General features: G+C 73.7%; 16 protein-coding genes. 7 read left to right on the forward strand and 9 right to left on the reverse strand.

The annotated features are described in order from the left end of the window. Window positions 1-19: 19 nt before the first annotated feature. The 4 genes from JNK12_22040 to JNK12_22055 all read left to right on the forward strand — a co-directional run bounded on the left by JNK12_22040 (window position 20) and on the right by JNK12_22055 (window position 4,068). The gene (locus JNK12_22040) at window positions 20-1,498 is read left to right on the forward strand and encodes a gamma-glutamyltransferase (GenBank protein ID MBL8778626.1); all 1,479 of its coding nucleotides are present in this window, start codon (window positions 20-22) and stop codon (window positions 1,496-1,498) included. A gap of 102 nt (window positions 1,499-1,600) precedes the next feature. Then, window positions 1,601-2,110: a hypothetical protein gene (locus JNK12_22045; GenBank protein ID MBL8778627.1), complete on the forward strand. Its 510-nt coding sequence runs from the start codon at window positions 1,601-1,603 to the stop codon at window positions 2,108-2,110. A gap of 16 nt (window positions 2,111-2,126) precedes the next feature. Continuing rightward, window positions 2,127-3,047: a WYL domain-containing protein gene (locus JNK12_22050; protein ID MBL8778628.1), complete on the forward strand. Its 921-nt coding sequence runs from the start codon at window positions 2,127-2,129 to the stop codon at window positions 3,045-3,047. Between the two features lie 97 nt (window positions 3,048-3,144). Then, complete coding sequence (locus JNK12_22055) at window positions 3,145-4,068, forward strand: WYL domain-containing protein (protein MBL8778629.1); 924 nt, start codon at window positions 3,145-3,147, stop codon at window positions 4,066-4,068. Between the two features lie 170 nt (window positions 4,069-4,238). Here the strand turns inward: JNK12_22055 and JNK12_22060 are convergent, their stop codons facing one another. The 5 genes from JNK12_22060 to JNK12_22080 all read right to left on the reverse strand — a co-directional run bounded on the left by JNK12_22060 (window position 4,239) and on the right by JNK12_22080 (window position 11,722). Next, window positions 4,239-4,874 (reverse strand): ribonuclease H-like domain-containing protein, encoded by a 636-nt coding sequence (locus JNK12_22060; GenBank protein MBL8778630.1) that lies wholly within the window; start codon window positions 4,872-4,874, stop codon window positions 4,239-4,241. A gap of 83 nt (window positions 4,875-4,957) precedes the next feature. After that, window positions 4,958-6,169, reverse strand: a complete 1,212-nt coding sequence (locus JNK12_22065) for an SWIM zinc finger family protein (GenBank protein MBL8778631.1) — start codon at window positions 6,167-6,169, stop codon at window positions 4,958-4,960. Continuing rightward, window positions 6,169-9,300, reverse strand: a complete 3,132-nt coding sequence (locus JNK12_22070; GenBank protein ID MBL8778632.1) for a DEAD/DEAH box helicase — start codon at window positions 9,298-9,300, stop codon at window positions 6,169-6,171. The genes JNK12_22065 and JNK12_22070 overlap by 1 nt, the downstream gene beginning before the upstream one ends. 76 nt (window positions 9,301-9,376) lie before the next feature. Beyond that, entirely contained in the window at window positions 9,377-10,027 is a 651-nt protein-coding gene (locus JNK12_22075) for a nitroreductase family protein (protein MBL8778633.1), read from the reverse strand. A 114-nt stretch (window positions 10,028-10,141) separates the two neighbouring features. Further along, window positions 10,142-11,722: an NAD(P)/FAD-dependent oxidoreductase gene (locus tag JNK12_22080; protein ID MBL8778634.1), complete on the reverse strand. Its 1,581-nt coding sequence runs from the start codon at window positions 11,720-11,722 to the stop codon at window positions 10,142-10,144. 110 nt (window positions 11,723-11,832) lie between these two features. Here JNK12_22080 and JNK12_22085 point away from each other — a divergent pair, with 110 nt between their 5' ends. Genes JNK12_22085 through JNK12_22095 form a run of 3 tightly spaced genes read left to right on the forward strand, consistent with a single transcriptional unit; the run spans window position 11,833 to window position 15,739 of the window. Then, complete coding sequence (locus JNK12_22085) at window positions 11,833-13,050, forward strand: substrate-binding domain-containing protein (protein ID MBL8778635.1); 1,218 nt, start codon at window positions 11,833-11,835, stop codon at window positions 13,048-13,050. Then, window positions 13,047-14,714 (forward strand): sugar ABC transporter ATP-binding protein, encoded by a 1,668-nt coding sequence (locus JNK12_22090; GenBank protein MBL8778636.1) that lies wholly within the window; start codon window positions 13,047-13,049, stop codon window positions 14,712-14,714. Before JNK12_22085 ends, JNK12_22090 begins: the two co-directional genes overlap by 4 nt. Beyond that, window positions 14,711-15,739: an ABC transporter permease gene (locus JNK12_22095; GenBank protein MBL8778637.1), complete on the forward strand. Its 1,029-nt coding sequence runs from the start codon at window positions 14,711-14,713 to the stop codon at window positions 15,737-15,739. The genes JNK12_22090 and JNK12_22095 overlap by 4 nt, the downstream gene beginning before the upstream one ends. Window positions 15,740-15,766: 27 nt before the next feature. Here JNK12_22095 and JNK12_22100 read toward each other — a convergent pair whose 3' ends face one another. The 4 genes from JNK12_22100 to arcA all read right to left on the reverse strand — a co-directional run bounded on the left by JNK12_22100 (window position 15,767) and on the right by arcA (window position 19,920). Next, window positions 15,767-17,035 carry a PQQ-like beta-propeller repeat protein gene (locus tag JNK12_22100; GenBank protein MBL8778638.1) on the reverse strand — a complete coding sequence of 423 codons (1,269 nt, stop codon included), beginning with the start codon at window positions 17,033-17,035 and terminating at the stop codon, window positions 15,767-15,769. A gap of 225 nt (window positions 17,036-17,260) precedes the next feature. After that, window positions 17,261-17,887, reverse strand: coding sequence for a TetR family transcriptional regulator (locus tag JNK12_22105; GenBank protein ID MBL8778639.1), 627 nt, complete (start codon window positions 17,885-17,887; stop codon window positions 17,261-17,263). 70 nt (window positions 17,888-17,957) lie between these two features. After that, complete coding sequence (locus tag JNK12_22110) at window positions 17,958-18,653, reverse strand: MarC family protein (GenBank protein MBL8778640.1); 696 nt, start codon at window positions 18,651-18,653, stop codon at window positions 17,958-17,960. Window positions 18,654-18,666: 13 nt separating this feature from the next. After that, the gene (gene arcA, locus JNK12_22115) at window positions 18,667-19,920 is read right to left on the reverse strand and encodes an arginine deiminase (protein ID MBL8778641.1); all 1,254 of its coding nucleotides are present in this window, start codon (window positions 19,918-19,920) and stop codon (window positions 18,667-18,669) included. Window positions 19,921-19,965 lie beyond the last annotated feature (45 nt).

The following is a 19,965-nucleotide window of genomic DNA, read 5'->3' on the forward strand; positions in this document are numbered from 1 at the left end:
CCGGCCGACGGCGGGGCGCATGACCGCCGGCCTCGTCGCGGGCGGCCACCCGGCGGTGGCCGAAGCCGCCGCTTCCGTCCTACGCCAAGGTGGCAACGCCTTCGACGCCGTCGTGGCGGCGGGGTTCGCCGCTGCGGTGGCCGAGCCGACCCTGTCCAGCCTGGGGGGCGGCGGCTTCCTGCTCGCCCGCACCGCCGGGGGCGCCGCCACGCTCTTCGACTTCTTCGTGGACACCCCGGGACGCGGTCTCGGTCCCGGGGCGGTCGAGCCCCACTTCGAGCCCGTCACCATCGCCTTCCCCGGATCCGATCAGGTCTTCAACGTGGGTCGGGGCTCGGTGGCGGTGCCGGGGTGCCTGGCCGGCTACCTCCACGTCCACGAGCGCCTCGGCCGCCTGCCCCTGCGTGACGTCGTGGCCCCTGCGGTCGACCTCGCCGGCGGCGGCGTGGTGGTGACGCCCATGGCCGCGGCGCTCTGCGCGCTGCTCTGGCCCATCTTCGACCGCTCGCCCGACACCCACGCCCTGTTCGCCCCCACCGGGCGGGCCCTGCGAGCGGGCGACCGCATGACCAACCCCGACCTGGCGGGCTTCCTCACCCGTCTCGGCGACGACCCCGGCCACTCGTTCTACCGGGGGGCGCTCGCCGAGTCCTTCGCCGCGGACATGGCCGCCGGCGGCGGCCTCGTCACCGAGGACGACCTGGCCGCATTCGAGGTGATCGAGCGCACGCCGCTGGCGGCGGACTACCGCGGCCATCTGGTGCTCACCAACCCGGCGCCTTCGTTCGGCGGCTCGCTGGTCGCCTGCACCTTGGGTCTCCTCGCCGACGGCGGCACCCTGCCCGACCGGGGGTCGCCCGACCATGCGGTCGCCCTCGTCGAGGCCATGGTGGAGACCGATCGCTTGCGCGCCCTCGGCGAGGTGGACGCCCGCCTCCAGGCCACGCGGGGCACCACCCATTTCAGCGTGGCCGACCACGAGGGGAACGTGGCCTCGATGACCACCTCCAACGGTGAGGCCTCGGGCTACCTCGTCCCCGGCACGGGCATCTTGTTGAACAACATGTTGGGCGAGGACGACCTGCACCCCGACGGCTTCCACGCCGCCCCGGCGGGGGAGCGGGTGGCGTCGATGATGTCGCCCACCGTGGTGCTCGACCCCTCCGGCCCGCCCGCCCTCGTGGTCGGCAGCGGCGGCTCGAAGCGCATCCGCACCACCATCGTCCAGGTCGTGACCGCGGTCGTCGACCACGGGGTCGCCCTGCGTCCCGCGGTGGAGGGCCCCCGCCTGCATTGGGACGGCGACGTCGTGCAGCTCGAGCCGGGGTGGCCCGCCGAGTCGGTCGGGGCGCTGCGCCGGCGCTGGCCGGTCAACGAGTGGACGGAGCGCAACCTCTACTTCGGCGGCGCCCACGCCGTCGTTCCCGCGGGCCCCACCGGCTCGGGCGCCGCCGCCGGCGACCCCCGCCGCGGCGGCGCCGCCCTCGCCGTCGACTGATCCCGCGACGGCCCGTCCGGTCCGCCCTGGGGAACCACACGGCTGAAACTTGTCAGAGCGGGTTCGTACGGTGCGGCCATCGGAACAGTGGAGGAGGATCCGATGGCCCACCGCACGAACCGCACGAACCGCACGCACCCCCACCGGCACGCCCGGCGGTGCCCCTCGGGGCGGACGCAGCACCTGATCGACCTCGAGAACCTGGCCGGCGGCCCGTTCCCGAACGCCGGCGTCGCGCTCGCCCGCCTCGACGAGTACCTCGAGGCCAGCGACTGGCAGCCGGGCGACCTCGGCGTCGTGGCCACCAACCGGTGGCTCCACCGCCGGATCGCCTTCGACCTGCCCCGCCACCTGCGGGCCCTGCCCGTGATCGGCAAGGACGGCGCCGACCTGGCCCTGCTGGGGTGGACCAGTCCCGCCGACGTGGCCAAGCGCTTCGACCGCCTGGTGGTCGGCAGCGGCGACCACGCCTTCGTCGAGCTGGTCGCCGGCGCCGCGGCGCTCGGGGTCCCGGCCTGGGTCGTGGGCGTCACCGGCACCATCTCGGCCCGCCTCGAGGCCGCGGCCACCCGCACGGTCGTGCTCGACCGCGCGGTCGCGGCAGCGGCCTGACCTACCATCCCGCCCCGTGGCCGGTGACCGCCTGGAGCGACTGTCCGACCTGCTCTTCCTGCTGTTGGAGCACGACCAGCCGCAGACCCAGGTCGAGCTCCGGGCGGCGCTCGGCCACCAGCCGACCACGGCCTACCCCGAGGGGGACAGCGGCGAGCGGGCCTTCTTCCGCGACCTCGCCACCCTCCGCGAAGCGGGCATCCCCGTCGTCGAGCGCGACGACGCCTACACCATCCGTCGTGAGGACTACTACCTGCCGAAGCTCGACCTCTCCGAGGACGCCCAGCTCGCGTTGAACCTCGCCGCCACCGCGGTCGGCTTCGCCGGGCGCAACTGGTCGACCTCGGCGGCGTGGAAGCTGGGTGGCCTGGTGGGCGGCCAGGACCAGGTGGCGGTGGTCGCCTCCGAGGAGCACCTGCCGGAGCTGTTCGCCGCCTGCGGCGACCACCGGCGGGTCCGCTTCACCCACGGCGACCGGGAGCGGGTGGTCGACGCCTGGGGCCTGCTGTTGCGGGAGGGCTACTGGTACCTGTTCGGCTGGTACGCCGACGCCGATGGCTGGCGCTTCTTCAAGGTGGACCGCATGACCGGGCCGGTGCTCGACGTCGGCCCCTCCGAGCACCCCGAGCCCGACGACTTCGACGCGGCGGCGGCCTTCCCCGCCGACCCCAAGCTCGTGGGCGGCGACGAGGTGGTCACCGCGCACGTCGAGGTGGACGCGGTGCTGGCCGCCAAGGTGCAGGCCGAGCACCCGCGGGCCCACGTGCTCGAACGTCGAGCCGACGGCTCGGTGGTCGTCGAGCTGGCCGTGTCCAACCGGCCGGCGTTCCGGTCGTGGCTCCTCGGCATGCTCGACCACGCCCGGGTGCTCGCCCCGGACGTGCTGCGCGACGACCTGCGCTCGTGGCTGGTCGCCATCGCCGAGGCCGGACGATGAGCGCGCCGGCGGTGTGGCGGCGCGCGAGCCGAGGCGGCCCGGTGGCGCCGAGCGGCGTCCTCTCCGCCCGGCTGGCAGTCGTGGCCGAGGCCCGACGATGAGCCGGCCATCGGTGGCCGAGCGCCTGCCGCGCATGCTCGCCGTGCTCGCCTTCCTGCACCAGGAGGGGTCGGCCACGGTGGCGGAACTGGCCGAGCGCTTCGGCCTGCCCGTCGAGCGCATGCGCCAGGAGGTGATCCTGCTGTCGATGTGCGGGCCCGACCCCTTCGACGTCCTGGACATCACCATCGACGGCGACGAGGTGGGCGTCGGGATGCTGCCCGACTACGTGCGCCGCCCGCTCCAGTTGTCCCGGGCCGAAGGCTTCGCGGTGCTGACCGCGGGCGAGTCGTTGCTCGCGAGCGGCCTGTTCGAGGCGGCGCCGTTGGACGAGGCCCTCGATGCGCTGGCCGCGGCGCTGGGCGTCGACCGCGACGACGTCGAGGTGGTGGTCGAGGTGCCGCCCTTCCGCGACGAGGTGCAGGCCGCCGTCGAGGCCGGCGAGACGCTCGAGCTCACCTACTACTCGCTCTGGCGAGACGAGGTCGACGAGCACACCGTCGATCCGCTGCGGGTCTCGCTGGTGGACGGCGAGTGGTACCTCGACGCCTGGGACCACGGCCACGACGAGGTGCGCAAGTACCGCGTGAGCCGCATCCACGCGGTGCGGCCCACGGGTGCGACTTTCACCCGGTCGGTGGCGCTCGACGATCCGTCCGCCTTCGTGGCGCCGGCGGCGTCGGTCGAGGCGCGGGTGTTGCTGCCCCGGTCGGCGGCGTGGGCGGCCGAGGTCTACCCCGGGGAGGTCGTGGCCGAGCACCCCGACGGCAGCGTCGAGCTCACCTTCTCGGTGGTGGGCACCACCTGGCTCGAGCGCCTGCTCTTGCGGGCCGGCCCCGACGCCCGGGTGCTGTCACCCCCCGACCTCGTCGACCTCCCCGCCCGGGCCGCCCGCCGCCTCCTCGCCCACCACGACGCCTGAGCCATTTCATTCTGGTAGCGACTTGGCAACGCCAGGGGAGCGTCGATCTTTCCAGCGGCGCCTGCATACGGCCAGCGCGGCCGAGCGTTTCCCCTGGTGGGAATGCATCGTCGCGCAGGCCCGAGCCCCCAGCGTCGCTGACGAGGGACCAGAACGAGCGGGGTGGCGGGTCAGGGGGCGCCGACGAGCGAGCCGGTGAGGCCGTAGCGCTCGGCGAGGCGGAGGGTGGCCCGGGCGTCGCTGGCCACGTAGCGCTCGAGGGCGGAGGCGGACAGCGACGGGAGTCGGGCGTAGTCGTGCTCGAGGCAGTCGATGCCGTGGAGCGCGGCGAAGGGCTTGAGCCGGGCCGAGCCGGCGATGCGGTGGGCGATGGGTCGGAGCTCGAGGTAGGCGTCGATGTGGTCGTGGGCGCCCCAGCGCACCCGGTAGGCCAGTCGGTGCCCGGCCGGTGGGCCGTGGGGCAGGAGGATGCCGGGGTCGGGCGAGAGGTAGAGGTCGAGGGCCACGCCGGCGGCGATGGCCCGGTCCCACACGAACGGGAAGTCGAAGCCGGCGCCGTTCCAGGTGACGAGGTGTCCCGGCGGGAGCTGGGCGAGGAACGCGTCGGTCTCCGCGAGCACGTCGGCCTCACGGCCGGTGAAGCTGCGCTCCCATCCGTCGCCGGCGATGCCGATGGCGATGATCCGGCTGGTGGCGGGGTCGAGGCCGCCGCGGGTGGTGTCGGTCTCGATGTCGAAGCCGTAGGCCGGTCGTCGCTCGTGGGCGGTCCCACGTGTCGTCAGCCGGTGAGTGGGGTGCGGGGTCACGTCGTGCCTCTCCTCGTCGCCCGATGTCGAACGGTAACCAGGGCCTGTGACAGGCAACCCGGGGCGTCCCGCCCGGTCGGCGGTCAGAGCGCGGAGAGGATGAGGTCGTCGGGGTCGATGGCGGGTGGGGCGGCGAGCTCCCATCGGCCGGCCCGCTTCTCGAAGCGCCACCAACGGCCGTCCCGGCCCAGTCGCAGCTGGACGTCGATGGCCGGGATGGTGAGGCGGTTCTCGCGCACGGCCACGGCGCCATAGCGCTTGAGGGCGGCGCCCACGGCGTCGCGGGCCGCGCCCATGACCAAGGGGTCGGCGCGCCACGGGGGGTCGCCGATGGCATCGAGCGCGGCCTCGCCCCCGAAGCGCCAGGCGGTGGCCAGGTGGCGCAGGGCGCGGTCGCTCTCCCCTGTGGCGGCCAGCAGCGGCATCCATCGGTCCGTGCCCAGGGCGCTGCTGGCCCGCCGGGCAAGATCAGCGTCGGGAGCGAGCGTGAGGTCGGCGCCGCCTTCGCCGCGGGTCAGGGCCCAGGCCCGCTCGGCGGCATCGGCGGCCAACTCGTGCAGGCCGGGGGCGGTGAAGGGCGCGCCGTTGGGTGGGTCGGTGGCCCACGGCGCCGGCCGACCGGGCGCGGTGCGGGGTGCCGGGGGCCGAGGCGGGTCCGCCGGCGTCCAGGCCCACGCCTCCCGGGCCACGACGCCGGGGTCGGCCTCGGGGGGCCGTTCGCCGGCCGCACCGGCTGCGTTCGTGCCCTCGGTACTGCTCGTGCCCGAGCGCCGGCGGCGGACCTCGGCCAGCACCTCGTCCCGGGTGCGCCCCCGCACGAGGAACAGGGTGAACGGGTCGTCGTCGAGCAGGTCCGCCGTGAGGTAGCAGACCGCGGCGGCGTGCTTGCAGGGATTGGCCCAGTCGGGGCACGAGCACTCTGGGCGCAGCTCGCCGGCCAGGGGCAGCAGGTCGACGTCGGCGGCCCGGGTGTCCTCGACGATGCCCGGGTCGAGCTCGCCGTCGAGCAGGGCGGCGGCGTGGCCGGCCCGGGCGGCGATGGCGTCGAGGGCGAGGTCCCACTCGCGGTCGGTGAACGGACGCACCCCGAGGCGCACCCGGTAGGGCACGGAACGACTGCCGTGGACGAAGGCGCGTACCGCCCCGGGCTCGACCTCGAGGCGCTCGACCCGGTCCTGGCGGGCGTAGGTGCGCCCCCGGGGCAGGCGGTTGGGGTCGAGCTGCGCGCGGTGTTCGAGGGCGTCGACCCACGCCGCCCCCCACCACGTGTTGCCGAAGGTCCGCCGCGGAGGCATCAGGCGTCCTCCGCATCGGTGTCGTTGTCGGCCAGCGGCGGCACCAGGGACAGGCCGCCGCGGCTCGGGGTGGCGGTGGACGGAGGCGACGACGTGGGAGCGGACGGGGAGGGAGCCGGGGAGGCGGGGCCGGACGCGGAGGCCGCCTGCCCTGCGCCGACGGGCTCGGCAAGACGGACGAGGTCGGCGAGGGCCCGGTCGTCGAGCTCGGAGATCCAACCCTCGCCGCTGCCCACCACCGCGTCGGCGAGGGCCCGCTTGTCCTCGAGGAGGGCGGCGATGCGGTCCTCGACGGTGCCTTCGCAGATGAGGCGGTGGACGGTGACGGGCCGGTCCTGGCCGATGCGCCACGCCCGGTCGCTGGCCTGGTCCTCGACCGCCGGGTTCCACCAGCGGTCGAAGTGCACCACGTGGCTGGCCTGGGTCAGGTTGAGGCCGGTGCCGCCCGCCTTGAGCGAGATGACGAACGCATCGGCCTCGCCGGCCTGGAACCGGTCGACCAGCTCCTGACGTCGGCGCACGCCCAGCGATCCGTGGAGGAAGAAGGTGCGCAGCCCGTGGGCGGCGAGGTGCTGCTCGAGCAGGCGGCCCATCTCGACGTACTGGGTGAACACGAGGGCGGCGGCGCCCTCGTCGGCGATGATGTCGAGCAGCTCGACGGTGGCGTCGAGCTTGCCCGAGCGTTCGACGAGCGGGCCGGGTTGGTGCAGGTACTGGGCGGGGTGGTTGCAGATCTGCTTCAGTGCGGTCAGCAGCTTGAGCACGAGGCCGCGCCGCTCGATGCCCTCGGTCTCCGCGATGGTGGCGAGCGCCTCCTCCGTGACCGCCTTGTAGAGCGAGGCCTGCTCGACGCTCAGGGGGACGATTCGGTCGACCTCGGTCTTGGGTGGCAGCTCGGGGACGATGGTCGGGTCGCTCTTACGGCGGCGCAGCAGGAACGGGCGGGTCACCCGGGTGAGGGCCTCGGTCGCCTCCGGGTCCCGGTAGCGCTCGATGGGCAGGGCCACCTTCCGACGGAACGGCTCGAGGGGGCCGAGCAGCCCAGGCGTGGTCCAGTCGAGCAGTGCCCACAGCTCGGTGAGGCGGTTCTCGACGGGGGTGCCGGTCAGCGCGAAGCGGGCGTCGGCGGGCAGCTTGCGGAGGGCCTTGGCCGTGCGGGCGAGCGGGTTCTTGACCGCCTGCGCCTCGTCGGCGGCGATCAGCCCCCAGTGGACCTCGGCCAGGCGCTCGGCGTCGCGGCGCACCATGCCGTAGGTGGCCACCACCAGCTCGTCGGGGGCGAGGTCGTCGAGGCTGCGTCCGGCGCCGTGGTAGCGGCGCACCGGGATGTGGGGGGCGAAGCGGGCGGCTTCCCGCTCCCAGTTGGCCAGCACCGAGGCGGGGCAGACCACGAGGGTGGGCCGGCCGGGGGCGTCGCCCTCGCTCCCGGGGTCGCCGTCGGGCTCGGGCACGGGTGCGGGCGGGTGGCGGTGGAGGTGGAGGGCGAGGAGCTGGACGGTCTTGCCGAGGCCCATGTCGTCGGCGAGCACGCCGCCGAGGCCGAGGTCGGCCATCTCGGCCAGCCAGGCCACGCCCCGCTGCTGGTAGGGGCGCAGCTCGGCGCCGAGCCCGGCCGGCGCCGGCAGGGCATGCGTGGGGTCGAAGGCGGCGAGGCGTTCGGTGAGCCCGGCCAGGGGGCCCTCGAGCTCGACCTCGAGCGCCTCGCCGTCGATCACCAGTTCGGCGCCGAGGCTGGCGGCCAGCACCTCGCCCGCACTGAGCCGGCGGCGCTGACGGAGTCGGGCCAGCCGCTCGGGATCGGCGCGCACCCAGCGGCCCCGCAGGCGGACGACGGGCCGCTTCGCCTCGGCCAGCGCCGCCAGCTCGGCGGCGGTCAGCGCCTCACCGCCGATGGCCGCGGTCCACCGCAGCTCGAGCAGGTCCTCCAACGAGAACCCGGTCTCGGCCACGCCCGCCGGCGCGGGCGTGGAAGACGCCACCGCGGTCAGCGTGAGGTCGTCCACCAGCTCCTTCGGCCAGAGCACCTGGATGCCGGCGCCGGCGAGGTCGTCGACGACGGGTCCGAGCAGGTCGTCGGCCTCCTCGTCGCTCACCTCCAGCGCGGTCGGTCGGGCCTCGTCGAGGAGCCGTTGGAGCGGCGGCCAGGTGCGGGCACCGCGGCGCAGGGCGAGGAGCAGGTCGGTCTCGCCCTCGGGGAAGCGCTCGAGGACGACGTCCGGCGCGTCCCACAGATCGGCGGCGTCGAGCACGAGTGACGGGTCGGCGGCGCTCTGGAGCTGGAGCGCGGCCCGGAAGGGGTCGGCCTCGTCGAGCGGCGGCTCGAGGCGCAGGGCCACGACGACGGCGTCGGTCGACGGGCGCAGACCGGCCAGCCAGGCCGCGGTCGCTCCCTCCAGCCGGGGGGACGACCCACCCTCGGCCATCGGGCCCACGGATGGGGCGTGCCGGTCGGCGGCGCCTCGACGGCCGGCGCCGGTGTCGGGCGTCATCGGACGGCCGCCGTCGACGTCCGGTCGGCGCTCTCCAAGGCTGCTCGACCGGGCGAAGGCCACGTGGCCGGCGGCGGCCGGCGCCGACGCGGTGCGGGGGAGCAGGTCGGCGACGGCATCGGCGAAGGCGGCGACGGCCACGTCCGCCGATCCGATTCGCAGCGGTCGGTGGCCGGGGAGAGCGACGGCATGGGCCTCGGGGGGCAGTGCCCGGGCGAGCTCGCCCTGGCGGCGGTGGTCGTCGGGATCGAGGGGGCCGACCCGCCAGGTGTCCGTGCCGGTCGGGGTGACGCCCGGCTGGAGCCGCCCCCGTGCGGCGAGCTCGACGGCGATGCGGGCGGCCGCCGCCCACGCCCGCACCGACCGCCCGACCTCCGCCCCGGCGGGCAGCTCGACGAGGGCGTCGAGCGCCTCGGCGAGGGGCACGCGGTGCACCGCCACCTTCTTGCGCCGCACCTGGGTGCCCGCGGGCACGGCCAGCTCGAGCTCGTCGGTCGGCGTCAGCCGCCGAGCCGCGTCCTTGCCTTCGGCGTCGCCGGCGAGGGGCCAGAGCGCGAGCCAGCTGTCCCTCGGCGGGTCGGCGGCGACGAACGTCGCCGCGACCGCGGGACCCGCGAGCTCGTGCAGGGACGCGTCGGCCATCGTCCGGGGACCGTACCCGCCCCCGTCGGCGCTCCCACGTCCGGCCGGGGTCCGTGGCCGGCGTCGCCCGCGGGAGTCAGCGCCAGCCGGTGCGGAGGACCTCGGCGTCGTCCCAGTGGTCGTGGAACACGACGTCGGCGAGGGGGCGCCGGCGGACCGGGCCGTGGGCGCCCCGGGGCCAGCCGACGACGACGTGTCCGGCGAGCAGCCACCCCTCGGGGATGCCCACGGCCTCGCGCAGCAGCGCCTCGCCGCCGTAGTTGGCCCAGCTGGTGAGGCAGGCGCCGAGGCCCTGGGCGCGGGCGGCCAGGAGGAAGTTCTGCATGGCCGGGTAGATCGAGCCGCCGAGCAGTAGCTCGGAGGCCGTGTCGTAGCCGAAGGTCGTGAACAGCACCGACGTCCGCTCGCCGGCGTGGTCGTGCAACTCGTAGGTGGCGCGATCGGTGCGGGCCCGGCGGCTGTCGTCGTCGGGATCGGGGCGGGACATCCCGTACACGGGCTCGATCACCTGGAGGGCGAGGCGGGCGGCCTCGGCCACCACGGCCCGCACCTCGGGGGATCGCAGCACCACGAAGCGCCACGCCTGCACGTTGGCGCCGTTGGGCGCCCAGGTGGCGGCTTCGAGACAGCGGTCGAGCACCTCGTCGCCGACGGGCTCGTCGGTGAAGCGGCGGATGGAGCGTGCGGTCGCCAGCACCTCCCAGACGTCGTCGGTGGCCCCCGGCATGGCCGTCCTTCTAGCAGGCTCCCGCTGCGGATGCTTCGGGCGGCCCGAACCTCGAACCGTCGATCGCGGAGGGCGACCGCGCCGCCGGCGGTCGGACCGAGGCGGCGCCGCTGGTCAGGCGGAGGCGGCGCTGGTGGTGCGGTCGGCGGCCTCGACCACCTCGTAGCCGCAGTTGTAGCCCGGGGTGAAGGTGACGCCGGGACCGCCGTGGCAGCCGGCGCCGCAGAGGTACAGGCCCTCGTAGGGGATCGGGTTGTCCGGCCACCCGGTGGGCCCGGGGCGGAACGGACCCATGAGCTCGGGGTGGATGAGGCCGTGGCAGAAGTCGCCGTCGATGGCGCCGTACATCATCTCGTAGGTGTACGAGGCGTAGGTGAGTTGGCGGTCGATGATGTCGGGGAAGTTCGGGGCCATCCCCGCGACCTTCTCCACGACCCGCTCGGCCATGACGTCTTTGAGGCGGGACTGCTCCTCGCGGGTGCCCACGACGGGGAAGTAGAAGGCGTAGGAGCTTGCCGCCTGCTTGCCGGGCGGGGCGAGGGCAGGGTCGAGCAGCGAGGGGATCTGCATGCCCATCGAGGGCCAGGCGGGCACGTCGCCGCGACAGCAGTCCTCGTAGTCCCGCTGCATCTCCTCGGGGGTGCCGAACATGCCCATGGATGCCCGGAGGTTGCCCTCGTTCAGCATCTCGTACGGGCCCGCGAACTCGGGGAGCCCGTCGAGGGCGAAGTGGATCTGCACGTAGGCGGCGCGGTGGTCGATGCGCTCGACCCGGCGCACCAGGTCCGGGGGCATTGACTCCCGGTCGACCAATCGGGTCAGCGTCGTGGTGAGGTCGAGGTTGGACACGACGTTGGGCGCCGAGACGGTGTCGCCGTCGGTGAGGCGCACACCGGTGACCCGCCCGTCCTCGATCAGGATCTCCTCGACCTTGGCGTGCAGGCGCAGCTCGCCGCCGGCGGCCTCGAACTGCCCGAGCAGGTGCTCGGAGAGCGCACCGATGCCGCCCTTCAGCTTGCGCATCATCTGGGTGCCGGGACTGGCCATGGCGAAGGCGAGGCACATGGCGCTGCCCGGGGTGTACGGGCCGCGGTAGGTGGAGTTGACCGCGAGGAAGGCGAGCATGCCCCGGAGCATCCCGTGGCGCTCCTTGTCGGGCAGGAAGCGGTCGATGACGTCCATGACGCTGCCGAACAGGGAGACCTCGATGGCCTCGCGCTCGGCCTCGTTGCGGGCGCAGGCGAACATCTCGTCGAGGCTCTTCGGGCCCTGGCGGACCTCGAAGCGGCCGAGCGCACGGGCGGGCGCGTCGCACCACCCCATGATCTCGGCCATGCCCAGCACGGCGTCCATGCCGTTGGTCTCGCTGATGTGCTCCATCAGCTTCTCGGGGTCGGTGTAGAAGATCATCGGGTCCTGACCCGGCCGGCCGATGTTCACGGACATCACGTCGCTCTCGACCGTCTCGCACGCATCGAGGCCCAAGTCGTCCCAGATCTCCTGGGCCATGGGGAACAGCACCGAGCCCGCGATCTCGAACTTGTAGCCCTTGATGAGCTCGGTGGTCGACGCCATGCCGCCCACGTGTTGGTTCTTCTCGAGGCAGAGGACGCGCAGCCCGCCCCTGGCCATGATGGTGGCTGCGGTGAGGCCGTTGTGGCCCGCTCCGATGACGATGGCGTCGTAGTCGCTCATGGGCGCCACCCTCCATCACTTGCGCACTCATGTCAACACTGACATGATCCGGCCACAACGGACACCAGGTGCGGACGGCCGCACCGGACCGCCGATCCGGGGGGATGGCCATGGGGGACCGCGGAGGACGCCGACACGGCGCCGTGAAGTTGCTGGCGGCGGCGATCGCCATCGTCGTCGCGGCCTGTGCCTCGGGGTCGAGCACCAGCCCCGACCGCGAGGACAGCACCGCCACCAGCGCCGGCGGCGGGGGCACCACCACGACGGTGGCCTCCGTCTTGAGCGGAGCCGACGCCGTGGCGGCTGCGGAGGAGGGCCTCCAGCCCTGGCTCGAAGGCACCTTCCGCCCGCCGCCCGACGACGGGCCCGCCGCGGTCGACGGCGCCGCGATCTACGTGATCTCGTGCGGCCAGCTGCTCGAGAGCTGCAGCGTGCTGGTGGACGGCGTGATGGACGGCGCCGATTCCATCGGCTGGGACGCCACCCTCTTCGACACCGGGCTCGACTTCACCAAGGCCGGCGACGGCGTGCGACAGGCCATCGCCGCGGGCGCCGACGGTGCCGTGGTCGTCGGGGTCGACTGCCAGCACTTCAGTGGCGCTCTGGACGAGGCCAACGCCGCCGACTTCCCCGTCGTGGTCCTCAACGCCTTCGACTGCGACGTGACCTCCGACGGCGAGCAGGACGCCCGCTTCGCGGCGCAGGTCAGCTTCACCCCCGAGGGCCAGGACCCCGAGCAGGGCGCCCGGGACTTCGCCGGCGCCAAGGTCGACTTCGGGGTGGTCGAGACCGACGCCGAGCTGAAGGTCATCAACCTCACCCAGGACGACCTGCTCGCCATCACGCTGCTCGGCGAGGGCTTCGAGCAGGCCGTGGGCACGTGCGGGTCGTGCGAGCTCGTCGACACCGTCACCTTCAGCACCGGCGACCTCCTCGACGGCTCGCTGCCCCAGAAGGTCGCCTCGTCCATCGTCGCCCACCCCGAGGCCAACGCCATCAGCTTCCCGTACGCCGCCGCGGTGCAGCTCGGCCTACCCGGCATCGCCGACGCCGGCCGCGACGACCTGCTCGTCCTGGGTGCCGAAGGCATGCCCTCGCAGTACGACCTGCTCGCCGATGGCCAGATCGACATGGTTATGGCCTTCCCCGCCGACTGGACCGGTTGGGCCGCGATCGACACCCTCAATCGCATCTTCCAGGGCGCGGAGACGGTGGACGAGGGGGTGGGCTACCAGCTGTTGACCGCCGACACGCTGGTGGACGGCAACGAGCCGCCGGCGCCCCCGTACGACTTCGAGGCCACCTACCGCGAGGTCTGGGGGGTGTGAGCGGGAGGCCCGAGCCCGCCCTCGCCGTGCGGGGGCTCACCAAGCGCTACGCCGGCGTGCTCGCCCTCGACGGTGTCGACCTGTCGGTGGCGCCGGGGTCGTTGCACGCCCTGCTCGGAGCCAACGGGTCGGGCAAGTCCACGCTCATCCGCGTCGTTGCCGGCGTGGAGCGGGCCGATGCCGGCGGGACGGTGTCGGTGGGGGGCGCCCAGGTCCGCGCCGACCGCACCTCGCCGGCGTGGTCACGGGCGGCCGGCGTGCGGGTCGTGCACCAGGGCACCTCGGTCTTCCCCGACCTCACCGTGGCCGAGAACATCGGCGTGGTCGCGGGCCTGCCCACCCGGCCCGGTGGCTCCATCCGGTGGCGGGCGGCGCGGGCCGACGCCGCCGCGGGCCTGGCCCGGCTGGGGTTGACCGTGGACCCGGCGGCCCGCATGGGGTCGCTGTCGCCGGCGGTCCAGACGCTGGTCGCCGTCGCCCGCGCCCTCGCCGACGTGGACGGCGGCGGCTCGGCCGTCGCGAGCGGAGGCCCCAAGCTGCTCATCCTCGACGAGCCCACCGCGGCGCTGCCCGCCGCCGAGGCCGCCACCCTGCTGGCCGGCCTGCGGTCCCTCGCCGGCGAGGGTCACGCCGTGGTCCTGGTCACCCACCGCCTCGACGAGGTCACGCGAGCCGCCGACGAGGCCACCGTCCTGCGCGACAGCCGCACCGTCGCCCGGGTGCGCGTGGCCGACACCGTCCCTGCCGACCTCGTGGCCCTGGTCACCGGGGCGGTGACGCCGGTGGCGTCCTCGGCGACGATCGACCCGGGCGCCGGCGATGGCGGAGGGGCGACCGCCGGCGCCCGGGCCGCAGCCCGCCGGGAGGCCTCTGGGGCCTCCGCTAGCAGTAGCGGCAGTAGCGGCGGTGCGGAGGAGCCCGAGGCCGCCGAGGCGGCGCCGTTGCTGGAGGTGGACGGCCTCGCGGTCGGTCCGCTGCGGGGGGTGTCGTTCACGGTGGCGCCGGGCGAGGTCGTGGGGATCGCAGGGCTGCTCGGCTCTGGGCGCTCTGCACTGCTCGAGGCGCTGTTCGGGGCCCGACCCCGTCGGGGCGGGACCGTGCAGCTCGTCGGCGCCGCGATGGCACCGCGCTCGCCGGCCCACGCGATGACCGCGGGAGTCGCTCTCGTCCCCGAGCAGCGCGAGCGGGCACTCTTCCCGGCCCGGTCGCTGGCCGAGAACCTCAGCGTGGCCGACCTCGGCCGCTTCCGTCGACGCGGCCGCATCGACCGGGGCGGCGAGTCGCGGGCGGCGGCGGACGACGTCGAGCGCTACGGCATCCGGGCCCGATCCGTCGCGGCGCCGGTCCGCACGCTGAGCGGCGGCAACCAGCAGAAGGCGGTGGTGGCCCGGTGGCTGCGCCGCGACCCGACCCTCCTCCTGCTCGACGAGCCGACCCTCGGGGTCGACGTCGGCGCACGGGCAGAGATCCACGCGCTCGTGCGCCGCTTCGTGGCCGGCGGCCACCGGGCCGTGCTCTGCGTGTCGTCCGACGCCGAGGAGCTCTGCGCGCTCGCCGACCGGGTGCTCGTGCTGCACGACGGGCGCCTCGTCGGCGAGCTCCGGGGGGCCGACGCCCACCCCGAGGCCGTCGCCCACCTGTCCCACGGCGGGGTGGCGGCGTGAGCGGTGAGGACCCGGTGGTGGACGACGCCACCGACGCGGTGGTCGACGTGGGTGCCGCCCCGGCGCCGAGCCGGTCGAGCGGGCGGGGTGCCGACCTGGCCGAGCGCTACGCCCTGTTGCTGGCCCTGGTCGGCGTCATCGCCTTCTTCTCGCTGCTGCCGGCCACCTCGGAGACCTTCGCCACGGTCACCAACTTCAAGTTCGTGCTCAACAACCAGGCCGTGCCCGTGCTGGTTGCGCTGGCGGTGACGGTCCCGCTGATCTGCAACGAGTTCGACCTTTCGGTCGGCGCCCTCACGGCCCTCTCGTCGGTGATCGCGGCGGCGGGCATGACCCGGTTCGGCCTCGGATGGGGCCCGGCCATGCTCCTGGCCGTCGGCGTGGTGGCGCTGATCGGGCTGGTCACCGGCCTGCTCGTCGCCCGCGGCGGGATCAGCTCGATCGTGGTCACGCTCGCCGTGTCGAGCGTGGTCATCGGCGTCCTGTCCTGGTACACGGGCGGCGAGAGCGTGCTCGGCACGTTCCCCGACCCCTTCACCTCGATCGGCGCCTGGCCCTGGCCGCTCGTCGTGATCGTGGTCGTCACCGGACTGCTCTGGTACCTCCTCGAACAGACCCCGTGGGGGAGACGGCTGTACGCGGTCGGCTCGAACCGTGAGGCGGCGCGCCTGGTCGGCATCGGCGTCGCTGCGAAGGTCACCCTCAGCTTGGTGCTGTCCGCCGCGCTCGCCGGCCTCGCCGGGGTGGTCGCCGTGGCCCGCAACGGGGGTGCCAATCCGACCGTCGGCCCGGCGCTGGTGCTGCCCGCGTTGGCCGCCGCCTACCTGGGGGCGACCGCGTTCCGCCGCTGGTTCAACCCCCTCGGCACCGTCGTCGGCGTGCTGCTGGTGGCCTTCACCGTCAGCGGCTTCACCCTCGCCGGCATCGACCCCTGGGTGAAGGACGTCATCAACGGCACACTGCTCCTCCTCGCCGTCGCCCTGGTGGCGCTGCTCCGCCGGCGCTCGTCCGCCACGGCCGGCTGACGCCCAGCGGCGGCGACCGGACCGGAGTCAGGCCCGATCGCGGAGGTCGAAGACCTGGATGGTCGGCCGGGCGGGGTCTGCGCAGGAGACCTGCGTGGCGAACGTGGCGCCCGCGGCGACGGCCAGGCCGCACGACGGACCGAGCAGGCGCTCCTGCCGGTGAGCGACCGAGTCGTAGGCGATCGTCCTGCCGTCGGCTGAGTCGGTGAGGATCACGTGCTCGGCGCCCACGGTGACGGAGAAGGCACCGGGCGTCGTCTCGAACCACCGCTCCTCGCCGGTGGTGGCGTCGTACACGACGACGTGGTCGTCGGTGGTGAGGACCACGACCTGCTGGGATGCGCCCACGATCGGGCTCGCTTCGAGCCCTTCCTCGTACTCGACGTTCCAGCGGCGTTCGCCGGTCGACGGGTCGAGCCGTTCCAGCCGCGCACTCTCGGGCCCAGCGGGATACGTCGCCGCGGTGCGCACGAAGACGGCGTCGTCGGTGGCGAAGAGGGCACCGATGTTGGCCTGCATCTGCCAGATCCCCATGCCGTAGTCGCCGTCGAGGGCCCGCAACTTGTCGTCGTTGCCGACGTAGACCTGGTCGTCGTCGACCGCGATGGCGGCATCGCCGAGTCCTCGTCGGGCCCATCGTTGCTCGCCGTCCTCGAGATCGAGGACCCGCACCGCCTGGGTCGACTGGAGCACGAGCATCGTCCGACTCTGCCGCACGCGCTCGGTCCCTGCGGGCACGGGACGGCGCCAGAGCACCTCGCCGCCGTCGGCGTCCACTGCGGTGATCTCGCCCCCGCAGTTGAGGACGAGCGGCGAGCCGTCCGGTCCGGGGACGGGCGCGAGCCAGCCCGGGAAGATGCAGTCGTCGACCGACCACCTCGGCTCTCCCGACTCGACGGTGAACGCCCGGAGTCCGCCGTCGGTGGGCACGACGACGTGGTCGCCCGCGATTCGTGCCTGGTCGGTCGGGTACGAGGAACCGAGCGACAGCTCGATCGAGGGAGGCGCGGCTTGGCCGGCGGTCACGATGTCGGCACTCGCGGTGCCCCCGGGGTCGTCCGGTTCGGTGATGGTGACCCGATAGCGCTGGTCCTCCTGGTCGACCCAACCGGTCCAGTGAGCGTCCTCATGGCGATCGAGCAGCCACCCGTCCCGTTCGAGGATGGCCGCGGCTCGATCCGAAACGTGTCCACCGGGCCTTCGCTCCTCGAACGCGAGTCGATGGCGGCAGCCCGGCGCGGGCGATGCCGATGCGATGGCGACCGAGTCGCCGTCGTCCACCGACGGGAGGTCCACCGGGCGGCACCGCTCGATGCCGGGTCCGGCGGAGGGAAGGCACCCCGTGCCCGCCAGCGCAAGCAGGGCTGCGAGGCTCGCGAATCCCGACCGTGCGCCCATCGGGTTCCATCGGCGGTCGCCGGATTCGGGATGAGTGATTCCACCGATGTTCGAGGCCGTCGAATCCGGCATCTTTGGAGGAAATGCCAGTCACCGGTGACTGGTGGTTCCTCCAGTGAAGGGTCAGGCGAGGGGGACGTCGCCGAGGAGGGCGAAGGCCTCGCCGGTGAGGACGGTCATGTCCTCGGGATCGCCGCCGCCGCGGCGGGTCCAGACGTCGAGGACGCCGAGCAGGGCACCGGCGATGACGTTGCCCACCACCACCGAGACCAGCTCGATTCGGTCGTCGGTGGTGCCCGCGCCGTCGGTGGCACGGGTGTGCTCCATCTTCTGGCGGATGGCGCCCTCGAGCTCGCGGGCGAAGGCGCCCTGGACGAGGCGCAGGTGGTTCTCGATGGTCTCGGGGCTGAGCACCCCGTGGCGGATCGCGGCGACCTGGTGAAGGATCTCCCGGTCGTCGGGGAACGACCCCACCGCCACCATGACCGACTCGAGGACGGGCTCGTCCAGGGGCCGGACGGCGAGGGCGGCGCTGAACCACTCGAGGCGACTCTCGTAGTCCTGGAAGAGCACCGCCTCCTTCGTCGGGAAGTGGCGGAAGAAGGTGCGCTCGGTGACACCGGCGCCGGCCGCGATCTCGGCGACGCTGGTGGCGTCGAAGCCGTCGCGGCGGAACAGCTCGAGGGCGCTGGCCTGGAGGCGCTCTCGGGTCTGGGCCCGTTGCTTGGCGCGCGTGCCCAGCTCGGCCATGGGCCCACGCTACTCAGGTCGTGGCAGTCCTGACATCATCGGGTCCAGTTTGACAGCCCGGAGGGCAGGTTCAGAACGCGCTCGACCCGTTCAGAGCGTCGGTGACGAGCTGGGTGCCACCACTGGCCAGCAGGGTCACGCCGATGGCGGTGAGCAGGATGCCGGCGATGCGCTCGAGGGTGCCGCGGGAGCGGTCGGACAGGCGGCGGTCGAGGTGGCCGGCGACCCAGAGCGTGATGCCGGTCATCGCCGCGTAGGCCACCCCGGCGACGGTCACGGCCAGTTGGTCGGCGGCGCCGTCGGTCTGCGCGGTGAACCCCACGAGGATGCCGAAGGTGGTGCCACCCACCGTCAGGGGAAACGTGACCGGCGTGAACAGCACCCGACGCCAGCTCTCGCCGGCGGCGTCGTCGCCCCTGTCGGCGCCGTCGGCCCCCGCCTCCGCACCCGCAGGCCGGTCGCCGAGGAGCGCCGGGTCCGTCAGGCCCCGCATCATCGGGATGCTGGCGTAGAGCAGGGCGATGCCGCCGGTGACCGACAGCGCCGCGGTGCTGATGCCGAGCACCTCCAGCAGCGGCTCGCCCACCCAGATCGACGCCATGGCGAAGATCAAGACGTAGGTGAACAGCCCGACGGCCAGGCGGGTGCGGTCGGGAAGGGGCAGGCGCCCCACGATGGGCAGGTACGACGACAGCGCCGCCAGCGGGCTGTAGAGCGCGAAAAGGGTGACGAAGAGCAGGACCCCGAGGTCCACGGAGCCGCTCATCGGGTCCGCCGGCTCAGAAGTCGACGGCGTCGCGGACGAGCGGGCAGGTCATGCAGTGGCCGCCACCGCGCCCGCGGCCGAGCTCGGCGCCGACGATGGTGATGACCTCGACGCCGGCCTTGCGCAGCAGTGAGTTGGTGTGGGTGTTGCGGTCGTAGGCGACCACGACACCGGGCTCGAGGGCCACGAGGTTGTTGCCGCTGTCCCACTGCTGGCGCTCGGTGGCGTAGATGTCGCCGCCGGTCTCGATGACCCGCAGCTGGTCGAGGCCGAGCGACTCGGCCACCACGTCGACGAAGGGCTTGCGCTCGGCGTGTACCTCGACGCCCTCGCCGGCGTCGTCGGGGCGGATGGAGAAGGTCTCGATGCCGTCGACGATGGGCGCGTGGGCGGTGGCGATGTCGCGGTCGGCGAAGGTGAACACCGTGTCGAGGTGCATGGCCGCCCGCAGCTTGGGCATGCCCGCGACGATCACCCGCTCGGCGGCGCCGGCCTCGAACAGGGCGTGGGCCACCTGGGTGATGGCCTGGCGGGACGTGCGCTCGCTCATGCCCACGAGGACGATGCCGTTGCCGACGGGCATCACGTCGCCGCCCTCGAAGGTGGCGAGGCCCCAGTCCAGCTCGGGGTCGCCCCACCAGACCTTGACGTCGGCGTCGGCGAAGTCCGGGTGGAACTGGTAGATCGCCTTCATGAGCAGGGTCTCGTCGTGGCGGGCGGGCCAGAAGAGGGGATTCATGGTGACCCCGCCGTAGAGCCAGCAGGTGGTGTCGCGGGTGTAGAGGGTGTTGGGCAGGGGTGGCATGAGGTAATCGCGCACACCGGCGTGCTCGCGGGCCAGTGCGAGGTAGCCGGTGCGGAACTCGTCGGGCAGGTCGTCGGTGGCGAGGCCGCCGATGAGGAACTCGGCCAGCTCACGGGTGTCGAGGCCGTCGAGGAAGGAGCGGGTCTCGTCGACCAGGCCCAGGCCGACCTCGTTGGCGGTGATCTTGCGGTCGAGCAGCCACGCCTTGGCGTCCGGGAGGTCCATGGTCTCGGCCAGCAGGTTGTGCAGCTCGACCACCTCGACGTCGCGCTCGCGCATCTTGGCCATGAAGTCGAAGTGGTCGCGTTGGGCGTTCTGCACCCACATCACGTCGTCGAAGAGCAGGTCGTCGCAGTTGGTCGGCGTGAGGCGGCGGTGCGCCAGGCCGGGGGCGCACACGAGCACCTTGTGGAGCTTGCCCACCTCGGAGTGGACGCCGTAGGGGAGGGGTTGGTCGGGCATGGGATCGCTCCTGGAGTCGGTGCGGCGGGGTGGGAGAGAGGGTTG

This window comes from Acidimicrobiales bacterium (assembly GCA_016794585.1).
Lineage (GTDB): Bacteria > Actinomycetota > Acidimicrobiia > Acidimicrobiales > DATDAH01 > JAEUJM01.

Coding starts and splice junctions, on each gene's coding strand:
- JNK12_22040 (MBL8778626.1), top strand. CDS start 20: ATGACCGCCGGCCTCGTCGCGGGCGGCCACCCGGCGGTGGCCGAAGCC.
- JNK12_22045 (MBL8778627.1), top strand. CDS start 1,601: ATGGCCCACCGCACGAACCGCACGAACCGCACGCACCCCCACCGGCAC.
- JNK12_22055 (MBL8778629.1), top strand. CDS start 3,145: ATGAGCCGGCCATCGGTGGCCGAGCGCCTGCCGCGCATGCTCGCCGTG.
- JNK12_22065 (MBL8778631.1), bottom strand. CDS start 6,169: ATGCCTCCGCGGCGGACCTTCGGCAACACGTGGTGGGGGGCGGCGTGG.
- JNK12_22070 (MBL8778632.1), bottom strand. CDS start 9,300: ATGGCCGACGCGTCCCTGCACGAGCTCGCGGGTCCCGCGGTCGCGGCG.
- JNK12_22075 (MBL8778633.1), bottom strand. CDS start 10,027: ATGCCGGGGGCCACCGACGACGTCTGGGAGGTGCTGGCGACCGCACGC.
- JNK12_22080 (MBL8778634.1), bottom strand. CDS start 11,722: ATGAGCGACTACGACGCCATCGTCATCGGAGCGGGCCACAACGGCCTC.
- JNK12_22085 (MBL8778635.1), top strand. CDS start 11,833: ATGGGGGACCGCGGAGGACGCCGACACGGCGCCGTGAAGTTGCTGGCG.
- JNK12_22105 (MBL8778639.1), bottom strand. CDS start 17,887: ATGGCCGAGCTGGGCACGCGCGCCAAGCAACGGGCCCAGACCCGAGAG.
- JNK12_22110 (MBL8778640.1), bottom strand. CDS start 18,653: ATGAGCGGCTCCGTGGACCTCGGGGTCCTGCTCTTCGTCACCCTTTTC.
- arcA (MBL8778641.1), bottom strand. CDS start 19,920: ATGCCCGACCAACCCCTCCCCTACGGCGTCCACTCCGAGGTGGGCAAG.